The sequence below is a fragment of the Streptomyces sp. ITFR-16 genome (assembly GCF_031844705.1).
In the GTDB taxonomy this organism is placed as follows: domain Bacteria; phylum Actinomycetota; class Actinomycetes; order Streptomycetales; family Streptomycetaceae; genus Streptomyces.
This window is the reverse complement of record NZ_CP134609.1, coordinates 5,551,448-5,565,057: the sequence shown is the minus strand read 5'-3', so window position 1 is coordinate 5,565,057 and position 13,610 is coordinate 5,551,448. Positions and strand designations below refer to the sequence as shown.

At 71.4% G+C, this 13,610-nt stretch carries 13 protein-coding genes and 1 pseudogene; 3 read left to right on the top strand and 11 right to left on the bottom strand.

Translation table 11 applies throughout. From position 1 onward, the window contains the following. Window positions 1–70 precede the first annotated feature (70 nt). Both RLT58_RS24580 and leuA read right to left on the bottom strand, forming a co-directional pair. Window positions 71–748 (bottom strand): TerB family tellurite resistance protein, encoded by a 678-nt coding sequence (locus RLT58_RS24580; RefSeq protein ID WP_311312524.1) that lies wholly within the window; start codon window positions 746–748, stop codon window positions 71–73. A 241-nt stretch (window positions 749–989) separates the two neighbouring features. After that, on the bottom strand, window positions 990–2,786 hold the full coding sequence (leuA, locus tag RLT58_RS24575) for a 2-isopropylmalate synthase (protein ID WP_311312523.1): 1,797 nt from the start codon (window positions 2,784–2,786) through the stop codon (window positions 990–992). A 294-nt stretch (window positions 2,787–3,080) separates the two neighbouring features. On the opposite strand from leuA, the gene RLT58_RS24570 reads away from it, so the two are divergent. Further along, window positions 3,081–4,157 (top strand): M4 family metallopeptidase, encoded by a 1,077-nt coding sequence (locus RLT58_RS24570; protein WP_311312522.1) that lies wholly within the window; start codon window positions 3,081–3,083, stop codon window positions 4,155–4,157. A gap of 47 nt (window positions 4,158–4,204) precedes the next feature. Next, the gene (locus tag RLT58_RS24565) at window positions 4,205–4,471 is read left to right on the top strand and encodes a protealysin inhibitor emfourin (protein WP_311312521.1); all 267 of its coding nucleotides are present in this window, start codon (window positions 4,205–4,207) and stop codon (window positions 4,469–4,471) included. A gap of 49 nt (window positions 4,472–4,520) precedes the next feature. Here the strand turns inward: RLT58_RS24565 and era are convergent, their stop codons facing one another. The 4 genes and pseudogenes from era to RLT58_RS24545 form a co-directional block, all read right to left on the bottom strand. Further along, the gene (era, locus tag RLT58_RS24560; protein WP_311312520.1) at window positions 4,521–5,495 is read right to left on the bottom strand and encodes a GTPase Era; all 975 of its coding nucleotides are present in this window, start codon (window positions 5,493–5,495) and stop codon (window positions 4,521–4,523) included. A 228-nt stretch (window positions 5,496–5,723) separates the two neighbouring features. Continuing rightward, window positions 5,724–6,152: pseudogene (locus RLT58_RS24555) on the bottom strand (hypothetical protein); the annotation flags it as partial. A 147-nt stretch (window positions 6,153–6,299) separates the two neighbouring features. Further along, entirely contained in the window at window positions 6,300–6,653 is a 354-nt protein-coding gene (locus tag RLT58_RS24550; RefSeq protein ID WP_311312519.1) for a cytidine deaminase-like protein, read from the bottom strand. Between the two features lie 54 nt (window positions 6,654–6,707). Further along, on the bottom strand, window positions 6,708–7,601 hold the full coding sequence (locus tag RLT58_RS24545) for a helix-turn-helix transcriptional regulator (RefSeq protein WP_311312518.1): 894 nt from the start codon (window positions 7,599–7,601) through the stop codon (window positions 6,708–6,710). A 101-nt stretch (window positions 7,602–7,702) separates the two neighbouring features. Here RLT58_RS24545 and RLT58_RS24540 point away from each other — a divergent pair, with 101 nt between their 5' ends. Next, entirely contained in the window at window positions 7,703–9,163 is a 1,461-nt protein-coding gene (locus RLT58_RS24540; protein ID WP_311312517.1) for an MFS transporter, read from the top strand. Here the strand turns inward: RLT58_RS24540 and RLT58_RS24535 are convergent. From RLT58_RS24535 to RLT58_RS24515, 5 genes are all read right to left on the bottom strand, one after another. After that, on the bottom strand, window positions 9,103–9,456 hold the full coding sequence (locus RLT58_RS24535; RefSeq protein WP_311312516.1) for an MmcQ/YjbR family DNA-binding protein: 354 nt from the start codon (window positions 9,454–9,456) through the stop codon (window positions 9,103–9,105). The two genes, RLT58_RS24540 and RLT58_RS24535, sit on opposite strands and share 61 nt — an antisense overlap. Next, window positions 9,453–10,745 (bottom strand): hemolysin family protein, encoded by a 1,293-nt coding sequence (locus RLT58_RS24530; RefSeq protein WP_311312515.1) that lies wholly within the window; start codon window positions 10,743–10,745, stop codon window positions 9,453–9,455. Before RLT58_RS24530 ends, RLT58_RS24535 begins: the two co-directional genes overlap by 4 nt. After that, window positions 10,742–11,239, bottom strand: coding sequence for an rRNA maturation RNase YbeY (ybeY, locus tag RLT58_RS24525; protein ID WP_148018624.1), 498 nt, complete (start codon window positions 11,237–11,239; stop codon window positions 10,742–10,744). Before ybeY ends, RLT58_RS24530 begins: the two co-directional genes overlap by 4 nt. A gap of 9 nt (window positions 11,240–11,248) precedes the next feature. Next, complete coding sequence (locus RLT58_RS24520) at window positions 11,249–12,298, bottom strand: PhoH family protein (RefSeq protein WP_311312514.1); 1,050 nt, start codon at window positions 12,296–12,298, stop codon at window positions 11,249–11,251. A 131-nt stretch (window positions 12,299–12,429) separates the two neighbouring features. After that, a complete protein-coding gene (locus tag RLT58_RS24515) occupies window positions 12,430–13,539 on the bottom strand; it encodes a carbohydrate kinase family protein (protein WP_311312513.1) in 1,110 nt (369 codons plus the stop codon). Window positions 13,540–13,610: the final 71 nt, after the last annotated feature.

Here is a 13,610-nt window from a genome sequence, read left to right as displayed (position 1 = left end):
CGGGGAGGGTGCGGCGCTCCGGTTACTCCCCGGGGAGTACGGAGGCGGACTGGGCCTGCGGCCCGGCGGATCAGGAGGGCGTACGCGCCGCTGCGGCGAGCAGCCGGGCGGTGTCCTCGGCGCGCAGCCGCAGCGCCCCGCCGACCGTGGTCAGCACCTCGCGCTCGGCCGGGCTGTACCCGCCGTCGGCGAGGGCGATCCGGGCGCCCTGGAGCAGAATCGATTCGCGCCCGGCGGGGGCGAGGTGCGGGGCGAGGGGTTCCAGCGCCTCGTGGAGCTCGATGGCCAGGGCCGCGCCGCACGCCTCGGCGGCGGGGTCGAACGCGGAGCCGTGGCCGATGTCGGCGGAGAGGACCTCCACGACGGTGGCGAGCTGCTCCTGCGTGCAGTCGTCGAATCCGGCGCCGCGCACGGTGTCGACCGCCGTCTCCAGGACCGTGCGGGAGGTGGTGCCGCCGGCCGCGAGAACGCCGAGGGTCACGGTGTGCACGGCGTCCCTGAGCATCGCGGAGAACCGGGTGGTGGTGGGGTGGTCGAGCGCCTCGGTGCCGAAGTGCCGCTGACACGCCGCGCATTCGACGACCGGCCCGACGGTGCCGCGCCGCAGGAGCGGGACACCGAGGAAGGTGAAGCGGCGACGTCCGGTGAGACGGCGGTAGTTGCGGTCGCCTCCGCAGCCGGGGCAGAAGAACTCGCCGTCACCGACGGTGTCCCAGTGCGTGCGGATGCCGCAGATACGCAGCTTCATGGCGCGTTCTCCCAGGGCTGTCCGCACGTCGTACGCCTCCGTAACTCCCCCGTAGCCCCGAGGGCACGGGAGGTGCCCCCCTCGGCAACATTGCCGTGTTGACGTGATGTTAACCACATCCACGATGTGGCGTCAGCACCTCGCCCGTCACAACCGTCCGGAGATGGCCGAACCCCGCCCCCCGGAAACGGGTGGGCGGGGTTCGCGGACCGTGCGACTTCATGCCCTTTCGGGCACCGGGTCAGCGGGTGGCGCGGTTGACGGCCGAGACGACCGCCTTCAGGGAGGCCCGGGTGGTGTTGGCGTCGATGCCGATGCCCCACAGGACCTTTCCGTCGATGGCGCACTCGATGTACGAGGCGGCCAGCGCGCTCGCGCCCTCGCTCATGGTGTGCTCGGTGTAGTCCAGCAGCCGGGCGTCGATGCCGATGGCCTGCAGCGCCTCGAAGAACGCCGAGATCGGGCCGTTGCCGGTGCCGGTCAGCACGGTGTCCGCGCCGTCCACGGTCGCCTCGACGGTGATCGTGTCCTGGCCGTCCGAACCGGTCGTGGTCTGGCCGGAGCGGATCTGTACGCGGCCCCATTGAGCCGCGGCGTTCTCGGGGTTGGGCAGGTACTCGTCCTGGAACGTGGTCCAGATCTGCGCCGGCGTGACCTCGCCGCCCTCGGCGTCGGTCTTGGCCTGAATGATCCGGGAGAACTCGATCTGCATCCGGCGCGGCAGGTCCAGCTTGTGGTCGTTCTTCAGGACATAGGCGATTCCGCCCTTGCCGGACTGCGAGTTGACCCGGATGACCGCCTCGTAGGAGCGGCCGACGTCCTTCGGGTCGATCGGCAGGTACGGCACCGCCCACTCGATGTCGTCGACGGTTTTGCCCTGGGCGGCCGCGTCGGCCTCCATGGCGTCGAAGCCCTTCTTGATGGCGTCCTGGTGGGAGCCGGAGAAGGCGGTGTAGACCAGGTCGCCCGCGTAGGGGTGGCGCGGGTGGACCTCCATCTGGTTGCAGTACTCGCTGGTGCGGCGGATCTCGTCGATCTGCGAGAAGTCGATCTGCGGGTCGACGCCCTGCGAGAACAGGTTCATGCCCAGCGTGACCAGGTCGACGTTGCCGGTGCGCTCGCCCTGGCCGAACAGACAGCCCTCGATACGGTCGGCCCCGGCCATCAGCGCCAGTTCGGCGGCGGCGACGGCGGTCCCGCGGTCGTTGTGCGGGTGGACGGACAGGCAGACGAACTCGCGGCGCGACAGGTTGCGCGACATCCACTCGAACCGGTCCGCGTGCGTGGACGGCGTCGAACGCTCCACGGTGGCGGGCAGGTTGAGAATGATCTCGCGGCCCTCCTCGGGCTGCCAGACGTCACAGACCGCCTCGCAGACCTCCAGGGCGAAGTCCAGCTCGGTGTCGGTGAAGATCTCGGGGCTGTACTGGTAGCCGAAGATCGTCTCCTCGCCCAGGATCTTGTCGGCGTACTCCATCACCAGCCGGGTGCCGTCCACGGCGATCTGCTTGACCTGCTCCTTGGTGCCGCGGAAGACCACGCGGCGGAAGGTGGGGGCGGTCGCGTTGTACAGGTGGACGGTGGCGCGGTGGGCGCCGCGCAGGGACTCGACCGTGCGCTCGATCAGCTCCTCACGGGCCTGCGTCAGGACGGAGATCGTCACGTCCTCGGGGATCGCGCCCTCTTCGATGATGGAGCGGACGAACGCGAAGTCGGTCTCGCCGGAGGACGGGAAGCCGACCTCGATCTCCTTGTAGCCCATGCGTACGAGCAGGTCGAACATCTCGCGCTTGCGGGCCGGCGACATCGGGTCGATCAGGGCCTGGTTGCCGTCGCGCAGGTCGGTGGAGAGCCAGCGCGGCGCCTTGGTGATCCGCTTCTCGGGCCACGTGCGGTCCGGGATCTCGACGGCCTCGTACCGGCCGTACTTGTGGACCGGCATCCCGGACGGCTTCTGCAGCCCGGTCGCGTTGGTGATCGGCGTGGGGCGGCCCACGGCGTTCGAGGCGGGGGTCTGCGCGGGATTCACTTCGGTCATGGCGTAGGGCTCCTCGGGTGTCCTGCAAGGGGACGGCCGACTGTGTCGCTGCAACACCAGACTCCGCGGGGAGGGGGTCGGCCTACGACTACAGGCCCTCGCCGCGGCAGCTAAGAAGAAGCAGCCCGAAACGCATGATGCGTCGAGACTAGCCGAGGGGCGCCCGAGACGTCGGTGCCGTATCAGTATGCGGGACCGGGCGGTCGAAACGGCCAACAGTGACCGATCACTCTATTTCGTCAATCCTGGTGGCAACCAGTGACATGGCGATCACGCACTGCCACAGTCGTGTGTATGCAGCCTCGATCTCAGTACGGGTTCCACCCCGTCTTCTGCACCATCGTGCCGCCCCATGTCCTCGACAAGCTGTCCCAGTCCAGTGACCCCGTCCTCGCGGGCCCGGCCCGCCGCACCCTGGAGGCCGACGCCGCCCGGCGCACCCGCCGCCAGGTGACCGCCTTCTCCCGGTCCGCCGTGGCCCCCGTCCCGGAGGACGAGCGCACCGGCAAACCCGACCGCACGCTCTACGACTGCCGCCACGGCACGGACCTGCCGGGTACGAAGGTCCGCGCCGAGGGCGAGGAGCCCACGTCCGACGCGAGCGTCAACCGCGCGTACGCGGGCCTCGGCGCCACGTTCGAACTGCTGCTCAGCGCCTACGGCCGGCGTTCGATCGACGGCAACGGACTGCCGCTGATCGGTTCCGTGCACTACGACGAGAAGTACAACAACGCCTTCTTCGACGGCGAGCAGATGGTCTTCGGCGACGGGGACGGGGAGATCTTCCTCGACTTCACCGTCGCCATCGACGTCATCGCCCACGAGCTGGCGCACGGCCTCACCCAGTACACGGCCAACCTGAGCTACTACGGCCAGTCCGGCGCGCTCAACGAGTCGGTGTCCGACGTCTTCGGCTCCCTGGTCAAGCAGTACACGCTGGGCCAGACCGCCGAGCAGGCCGACTGGCTGATCGGCGCCGGACTGCTGGCGCCCCGCGTCCAGGGCGTGGCGCTGCGCTCGATGAAGGCACCGGGCACGGCGTACGACGACGATGTGCTCGGCAAGGACCCGCAGCCCGCGTCCATGGACGACTACATCCACACCGGCGACGACAACGGCGGGGTGCACCTCAACTCCGGCATCCCGAACCGTGCCTTCTACCTGCTGGCGACCGCGCTCGGCGGCAGTTCCTGGGAGCGCGCCGGACAGCTCTGGTTCGACGTGCTCACGGGTGGTGAGCTGGCGGTGGACGCGAGCTTCGCGGACTTCGCCCGTCTGACTGCGGCGGCGGCGCGCAGCCGCTTCGGCGAGGGCGACGAGGCGGAAGCGGTCCTCAAGGCGTGGTCGGAGGTGGGCGTACCCACCGCGTAAGCGGGTATCCAGGGGTATCCGGGCCCGTCCGTCGAGGAAGGACACGTATGCGGATCCAGGTGAGCAGGACCGGCGGCTTCGCCGGCATCGCGCGCCACCGCGAGATCGACACCTCCGGGCGGGCCGACGCCCACGAGTGGGAGGCCCTGGCCGGGTCGGCGCTCGCCGAGGGCCGGGCCACCGCACCCCAGGGCGTCCCGGACGGCTTCAGCTACCGGATCACGGTGGACGGCCGCACCGTCCACTGCGCGGACCCCCGGCTCACCGACGCCCAGCGCGCCCTGGTCTCACGCGTCCTGAAGGAGGGCGCGTGAGCCGGGCCCTGGACTGAGACGGCCTCCGGCCGCCGGTGCGGGGCTGCGCTCAGAAGCCGAGCTTGCGCAGCTGCTTCGGGTCCCGCTGCCAGTCCTTGGCGACCTTGACGTGCAGGTCGAGGAAGACCGGGGTGCCGAGCAGGGCCTCGATGTGCTTGCGCGACTTGGTGCCGACTTCCTTCAGCCGCTTGCCCTTGGGGCCGATGATGATGCCCTTCTGGCTGGGCCGCTCGATGTAGACGTTGGCGTGGATGTCGAGCAGCGGCTTGTCCGCCGGGCGGTCCTCGCGCGGCAGCATCTCCTCGACGACGACCGCGATGGAGTGCGGCAGCTCGTCCCGGACGCCTTCGAGCGCGGCCTCGCGGATCAGCTCGGCGACCATGACCATCTCGGGCTCGTCGGTGAGGTCGCCCTCCGGGTAGAGCGGGGGGCTCTCCGGGAGCAGCGGGGCGATCAGGTCGGCGAGCAGGTCGACCTGGCGGTCCTTGACGGCCGAGACCGGGATGATCTCCGCCCACTCGAAGCCGAGCTCCTCGCCGAGGCGCGAGACGGCCAGCAGCTGTTCGGCGAGCTGCTTGGACTCGACCAGGTCCGTCTTGGTGATGATCGCGATCTTGGGCGTCTTCTTGATGCCCGCGAGCTCCTTGACGATGTACTTGTCACCGGGGCCGAGCTTCTGGTCGGCCGGCAGGCAGAAGCCGATGACGTCGACCTCGGCCCAGGTGGTGCGCACGACGTCGTTGAGACGCTCGCCCAGCAGGGTGCGGGGCTTGTGGAGGCCGGGGGTGTCGACCAGGATCAGCTGTGCGTCCGGCCGGTGCACGATGCCGCGCACGGTGTGCCGGGTCGTCTGGGGCCGGTTGGACGTGATCGCCACCTTCTGGCCGACCAGAGCGTTCGTAAGGGTGGACTTGCCCGCGTTGGGACGGCCCACGAAGCAGGCGAAGCCGGCCCGGTGGGGGGCGTTGTTCTCAGCCTGCTGCGCAGCAGCTTCTGGGTTAGGTCGAGCGCTCATGGCGCCCATTGTCCCCGATCCCGGGGCCGCGCCGCACCGAGGCGGCCCCGGCGGGCCCGTATCCACAGCGCCGCGCCCCCGAGCAGCGCCGCGAGCAGCACCCCGGCGACCAGCCAGGGCAGGGCGAAGTACGGGGCGGTGGCGGACTCACGGGTGCCGCGGGCGCTCGCGGTGAGCTTGATCTCGCCCCACTCCAGCTGCGGCGCGCCCGCCCACTCCTCGCTGAGCCGGACCTCCTGGCGGGGCAGCAGCTCGGCCGGCACCCACATCGGCGGACTGCGCACCGCCGACGGTGACCTTGCCGGTCGGCGTCATGATGTCGGCGGGCAGCGCCAGGTCGACGGGGTTGCCGGCGGCCGGTTCGACGACGGTGTACGTCACCGTGACCGTGTCGCCGACCTTCGGGGCGGCGTTGTCGACGGTGATCTCGGCCGAGGTGGTCCCGTCGATGGGCGGGATGCCGGCGATGGCGGGCGGGATGCAGTGGGTCGGGAAGTCCACCGCCGCCGAGGCCGTCGCCACGGCCTCGGCGGGCCCGGCGAGCAGCCCTCCCCCGGCGACGACGAGCGCGCCGGCGCCCAGTGCGGCTGCCCAGCGGCGGCCCCGGTCCGGGCGGGTGCGGCGACAGGATCTTCGGCTGTCGGATCTTCGGATGGCTGGACGCATGAAGCCCCCTCCTGCGGGATGCGGCGCGGCGGCTCGTCCGCGCCGGCAGGGGGCCATTGATGACTCCGGCCGAAAAAGAAGTCAATGCAAGCGAAAAGCGGCAACTGATGGACCATCAGGTGCTGTCAAGATCCGGCGCCCCGGCGGTCAGCCCGCCGTCACCGTGAGCCGCGGCACCCCGTCCGGCCCGGCGAGCAGCACCGGTGTGTCCGGGCCGCCCAGGTCCCGTACGGCTGCGCGGTCCTCGTCCGAGGGGGTCTGCGCGTCGGAGACGATCGCGGCCGCCTCCAGCGAGGTGGCGCCACTGGCCACCGCCATGGCGACGGCGGTCCGCAGCGCGCTGAGCTTCAACGACTCCAGCTCCACGGTCCCCGCCACATAGGTGCGTCCTGTCTCGTCCCGCACGGCCGCGCCCTCCGGCACGCCGTTGCGGGCGCGGGCGCTGCGCGCCAGTGTGACGATCTTGCGGTCCTCGGCCCCGAGGCCGGTGCTGTCGGTCATGTGCCGAGCATACGAAGAGCGGCGACGGGTCCGGCACGCGGGCGCCCGGACCGCTCATCCCCGCACCTGGTGCATCGAGCCGCGCCTGCCCTCCGGCGAGGCCAGCCACCGCAGCTTCTCCTCCGTGCCGCTGTCCGGCCACGGGGTGTGCAGCACGACCGCCAGATCCGGGCGGGCCGGGATGCGCAGCTGGGTGGCCTCCAGGACCAGCTCCCCCACCGCCGGGTGCGCCAGCTCCTTGCGCATCTGCCCGCCCGGCGCGATGTCCCGGCGCGCCCACAGCTCGGCGAACTCGGGGCTGCGCGCCGACGCCTCGGCGACGACCGCCCGGAACCCCTCGTCGTCGGGGCACTCGGCACACGCGGCACGGAACTGGGCGACGCCCCGGGCCGCGGTCTCCTCCCAGTGCCGGGTGCGCACCCGGTGGACCGGATCGGTGAAGAAGTCGATCACACAGTTCTGCGTACGGCCGGGCCGCAGCCCCATCACCGCCGACGCGGCGTCGTTGTAGAGGATCACGTTCCAGTACGGGTCCATGATGTGCGCCGGGTACGGCATCCAGGCGTCGAGCAGCCGTTGCAGCCCCTCGCACATGTCGGCATGGGCCGGATCGACCTCCGGGGCGGGCGGGTTGAGCCCCGCGAGCACGTAGAGGTGGCGGCGTTCGGCGCTGCTGAGCCGCAGCACCCGGGCGACGGAGTCCAGCACCTGGGGCGAGACGGTGATGTCGCGGCCCTGTTCGAGCCACTGGTACCAGGAGACGCCCACCCCCGCGAGGACGGCGACCTCCTCGCGGCGCAGCCCCGGGGTGCGCCGCCGGGCGCCGCCGTCCGGCAGTCCCGCCTCGGCCGGGCTGACCCGGGCCCGCCTGCTCCTCAGGAACTCCCGCAGCTCGCCGAGGCGGTGCGTCTTGCCGTCGTCCGCCGCGGTCCGGGCCGGTGTGCCCACGTACTCCCCCTGGTGTCCGTGTCCGCGCCTGCCTGGTGGTGCGGCCAACAGGATAAGTTCCCGCTCCCCAGGGATATTCCGGCGGCCGCAGGCTCATGGTCATGGCGATCGAATCACCCACCCCCGCTCCTCCCGTCCTGCCCGCCCCCGCACCACCCGCCCCGGCCCGGCTCTCCGGCCGGGCCCGGCTGGTCCTGCTCGTCCTGTGCGCCGCCCAGTTCATGGTGTCGCTGGACTTCTCCGTACTGAATGTGGCGCTGCCCGTCCTCGGCGCGGACCTCGGCCTGAGCCGGTCCGGACTGCAGTGGGCGATCACCGCCTTCGCCCTGCCCTCCGGCGGCTTCCTGCTGCTCTTCGGCCGGATCGCCGACCTCTACGGCCGGCGCCGGCTGTTCCTCACCGGTCTCGCCGTCTTCGGCGCCGCCTCGCTGCTGGCCACGCTCGCCTGGAACCCGGCCGCGTTCCTCGCCGGCCGGGCGCTCCAGGGGCTCGGTGCGGCGGTGATCGTGCCGACCGGGATGTCCCTGCTCACCACCACCTTCCCGGAGGGCCCGCAGCGGGACCGGGCGCTGGGCATCAGCGGCACCCTGCTCTCGCTCGGCTTCACCGTCGGCATGGTCGCCGGCGGGACGCTCACCGACACGCTGGGCTGGCGCTCCACGATGGGGCTGCTCACGGTCGCCTCGGCCGGCGTCCTCGCGGCGGCGCCCGTGCTGCTCACCGAGTCCCGTACGCCGGACCGGCCCCGGCTCGACGTGCCGGGCGCGGTGACGGTCACCGGCGGTCTCCTGGCGCTGATCTACGCCCTGTCCACGGCGGCCGGGCACGGCTTCGGCCGGGTGGACGTGCAGGCCGCCCTGGTGGCGGGCGTGGTCCTGCTCGCCGCGTTCGGGGTCATCGAGTCACGGGCGTCCGCCCCGCTGGTCTCGCTGCCGATGCTCCGCCGGCGCACGGTGGCCTTCGGCAATCTGGGCGGGCTGCTCACCTTCTCGATGATGAGCACGGTCGTCTTCGTCCTGACCCTGTATCTGCAGGAGGTGCTGGACCTGTCGGCGTTCGGGACCGGTCTCGTCTTCGGGGTGCAGGGCCTGGCCTCGGTGGTGGCGGGGATGTACGCGCCGAGGGTGATCGGGCGGCTCGGTGCCCGGCGCACCCTGTCCCTCTCGCTGCTGGGCCAGGGGCTGTTCATCGCGGCGCTGCTGGGCCTGGGCGCGCACTCGGGTGTCTGGCTGGCCGCGGTCGCGGTCTCGCTGGCCAGCATGTGCCATCTGGGCGCGATCATCGCGTACGGACTGACCGTCACCTCGGGCGTACCGGACGCGGAACAGGGCCTGGCGACGGGTCTGGTGACCACCACCCAGCAGGTGGGACTCACGGTCGGCATCCCGCTGCTCGGGGTGCTGGCGACGACCCAGGACTCCCTGCTCGGCGGGGTACGGACGGTGGTCGCGGTGGCGGCGGCCCTGCTGGTCGTCACCGCCGCGGTGGTGGCGGCCGGGACCTACGCCCGGTCCAGCCGCAACCGCTCCGACCTGGGCAGCCCCGCCACCACCAGGTCGTAGCTGTCCTCGATCAGCTCCCGCAGCTTCGCGTCCGGCAGCCCCGACACCGTCACCGTGTTCCAGTGCCGCTTGTTCATGTGCCACCCCGGCGCCACGGCCTCGTACTCCTCCCGGAGCCGTACCGCGTCGTCGGGGTCGCACTTGAGGTTCACCGTCAGCGGCTCCGCGTCCAGCACGCTGAGGGCGAACATCTTGCCGAGCACCTTGAAGACGGACGCCTCCGGCCCGAACGGGAACTCCTCGACGCTCGCGTTGAACCCGAGGCAGAACGCCCTCAGCTGCTGCGGTGTCATGCCGTCGCCTCCTCCTCGGAAGCCAGCGGCTCCACCAGCACCGTGACGATCTTGTTCCGGCGGCCGGCCGGGGACTCGGCGGTCAGCCGGAGCCGGCGCCCGTCGGGCAGTTCGACCTCGGAGGAGGCACCGGCGATCGGGACCCGGCCCAGCGCCTTCGCGAGCAGCCCGCCGACGGTCTCCACGTCCTCGTCGTCGTACTCGTCGAGGCCGAACAGCTCGCCGAGGTCGCCGATGTCGAGCCGGGCGGTGACCCGGAAGCAGCCGTCCTCCAGCTCCTGGACCGGCGGGAGTTCGCGGTCGTACTCGTCGGTGATCTCGCCGACGATCTCCTCCAGGATGTCCTCGATGGTGACGATGCCCGCCGTGCCGCCGTACTCGTCGATGACGACGGCGACGTGGCTGCGGTCCTGCTGCATCTCGCGCAGCAGGTCACCGGCGTTCTTCGTGTCGGGCACGAACGCCGCGGGGCGCATCGCGGTGGAGACGAGGTCGGCCTCCGACTCGCGGTTGATGTGGGTCTTGCGGACCAGGTCCTTCAGATAGACGATCCCGACGATGTCGTCCTCGTTCTCCCCGGTGACCGGGATGCGTGAGAAACCGGAGCGCAGCGCCAGGGTCAGCGCCTGGCGGATCGTCTTGTACCGCTCGATGCAGACCAGGTCGGTGCGCGGCACCATCACCTCGCGCACGAGCGTGTCGCCCAGCTCGAAGACGGAGTGCACCATGCGGCGCTCCTCGTCCTCGATCAGCGACTCCTGCTCGGCCAGGTCGACCATTGCCCGCAGCTCCGCCTCACTGGCGAACGGGCCCTTGCGGAACCCCTTGCCCGGGGTCAGCGCGTTGCCGATGAGGATCAGCAGCTGCGGGATCGGCCCCATGATCCTGGCCAGCGGCAGCAGGACGTACGCGGCGGCGGTCGCCGTGTTCAGCGGGTGCTGGCGGCCGATGGTGCGCGGCGAGACGCCGATGGCGACGTAGGAGACGAGGACCATCACCCCCATGGCGACGGCCAGCGCCTCCCAGGTCTCCGGGAACTCCTTCAGGCAGACATAGGTGACGAGCACCCCGGCGGCCATCTCGCAGGCGACCCGTACCAGCAGGGCGACATTGAGATAGCGCGTCGGGTCGGCCGCGACCTGTTCCAGCTTGTCACTGCCGCGCCGTCCCGAGCGGACCGCCTCGGCGGCCCGGAAGCTCGACGTACGGGCGATGCCGGCCTCGGCGCAGGCCGCCAGCCAGCCGACGACGACCAGCAGGACGACACCGAGGGCGAGCGGCAGGCTCACGAGACGGTGGGGGCGGGGGACGGACCGGTCAGCCCGTGCTCGCCGCGCCAGCCGTCCACGATCGCCGCCTGGAGGCCGAACATCTCGGCCTTCTCGTCGGGCTCCTCGTGGTCGTAGCCGAGGAGGTGCAGCACGCCGTGGACGGTCAGGAGCTGGAGCTCCTCGTCCATGGAGTGCTGCGTCTCGGCGTCCTCGCCCTGCTTCTTGGCGACCTCGGGGCAGAGCACGATGTCACCGAGGAGCCCCTGCGGGGGCTCCTCGTCGTCCTTGGCCGGCGGACGCAGCTCGTCCATCGGGAAGGACATGACATCCGTCGGGCCCGGCAGGTCCATCCACTGGATGTGGAGCTGCTCCATGGCGGCGGTGTCCACCACGATCACCGAGAGCTCGGAGAGCGGGTGGATCCTCATCCGCGCGAGCGCGTAGCGGGCGATGTCGAGGATCGCCTGCTCGTCGACCTCGGTTCCGGACTCGTTGTTGACGTCGATCGACATGGTGCGCTGCTACTGCTTCCCGTTGTGGCGGCCGCGGCCCTTTCCGGCCGGGCCGTCCTGGTCGCCCTGGTTGTCGTACTTCTCGTACGCGTCGACGATACGGCCGACCAGCTTGTGCCGGACGACATCCTGGGAGGTGAGGCGGGAGAAGTGCACGTCGTCGATGCCCTCCAGGATGTCCTGGACCTGACGCAGGCCGCTCTTGGTGCCGTTCGGCAGGTCGACCTGGGTGACGTCGCCGGTGACGACGATCTTCGAGTCGAAGCCGAGCCGGGTCAGGAACATCTTCATCTGCTCGGCGCTGGTGTTCTGCGCCTCGTCGAGAATGATGAAGGCGTCGTTGAGCGTGCGGCCCCGCATGTACGCCAGCGGAGCGACCTCGATCGTGCCCGCCGCCATCAGCCGCGGGATCGAGTCGGGGTCGAGCATGTCGTGCAGGGCGTCGTAGAGCGGCCGCAGATACGGGTCGATCTTGTCGAACAGGGTGCCGGGCAGGAAGCCGAGCCGCTCGCCCGCCTCGACGGCCGGCCGGGTCAGGATGATCCGGCTGACCTGCTTGGACTGGAGCGCCTGGACGGCCTTGGCCATGGCGAGATACGTCTTGCCCGTACCGGCGGGGCCGATGCCGAAGACGATCGTGTGCTTGTCGATCGCGTCGACGTACCGCTTCTGGTTGAGCGTCTTGGGACGGATCGTGCGGCCGCGGCTGGAGAGGATGTTCTGGGTGAGCACCTCGGCCGGGGTCTCGGTGCCGTCCGCCTGGCCGTTGTCACTGGCCCTGAGCATCGCGATCGAGCGTTCCACGGCGTCCTCCGTCATCGGCTGACCGGTGCGGAGCACCAGCACCATCTCGTCGAACAGGCGCTGGATCAGGGCGATGTCCGCCGCGTCGCCCGTCGCGCTTATGTCATTGCCCCGGACATGGATGTCGGCCGCCGGGAACGCCGCTTCGATCACGCGCAGCAGCGAGTCGCCCGATCCCAGAAGCATCACCATGGGGTGTGCGGCCGGGATGCTGATGTGGGCACGCGCCTGCGGCTGTGTGGGTGTCTGAGTCATGGGCCGGCCCTCGGGCCTGCGCATACCTCCCGTTGCACGGTTCTCGCTGCTCGAAAACCTCAGGTGTACCCAGCCTACGACTTGGCACCGACAACACCAGGGGTTTTACCCCGCCGGGAGGGGCCCCGCGGTCACGGGCGGAAGCCGATCGTCGGGACGGCGCGCCGCAGCGGCCAGGGCCGGGCCGCCGCGGGCAGCAGGTCCTGGAGGAAGGCGTACCGCTGGAGCGCGGCCGGGTCCTGGTCGGCGAAGGTGCGCACCTGCTGCCACCAGGCGGCGATCTCCGCCCAGCCGGGTGCCGAGAGCGAGCCGCCGAACTCCTGGACGGACAGGGCCGCGGTGAGCCCGGCGAAGGCGAGGCGGTCGGCGAGGGGCCAGTTGGCGAGGGTGCCGGTGACGAAGCCGGCGACGAAGACGTCGCCCGCCCCGGTCGGGTCCAGTGCCTCGACCTCGATGGCCGGGACCACGGCGGCGGTGCCGGTGGCCGCGTCGACGGCGTACGCGCCCTCGGCACCCAGGGTGACGACGGCGAGCGGTACGCGCTCGGCGAGGGCGTGCGCGGCGGCGCGCGGGCAGTCGGTCCCGGTGTAGCGCATGGCCTCCTCGGCGTTGGGGAGGAAGGCGTGGCAGTGCTCCAGGTCGGCGAGGCCGTCCAGGTCCCAGCGCCCGGTCTCGTCCCAGCCGACGTCGGCGAAGATCACGGCACCCCTGCGGGCCGCCTCGGCGACCCAGGGCTCGCTGCGGCCGGGGACGAGCGAGGCGACGGCGGCGCGGGCCCGGGGCGGGCACTGCGGGAAGGCGGCGGCCTCGCCGGAGGGTGCGGCGGTGGGCGGGGGCGGGGCCTCGTGGCCGTGCGAGACCATCGTCCGCTCGCCCTCGTAGGCCATCGAGACGGTCACCGGGGAGTGCCAGCCCCGGACGGTGTGCGACATGGACAGGTCGATGCCCTCGCCCTGTTCGAGGGCGTCCCAGCAGTACTCCCCGTAGTGGTCGTCTCCGAACGCGGCGGCCAGCGAGGTGTGCAGGCCGAGCCGGGCGAGCGCGGTGGCCATGTTGGCGACCCCGCCGGGGCTCGAGCCCATGCCGCGCGCCCAGGACTCGGTGCCGCGCACCGGGGCGCTGTCCAGGCCGGTGAAGATGATGTCGAGGAAGACCGTGCCGGTGAGGAAGACGTCGCAGTCCGGGTCCTGCGGCGCGCGCAGCCCGTCCAGTGGGTCGATGTCTGGCATGTCAGCGCTCACCTTGCACTCCCCGGTCCCGACGGTTCCGGCCAGTGTGCCCGATTCACTCCCCCGGCCGGGGGGTCCACGCC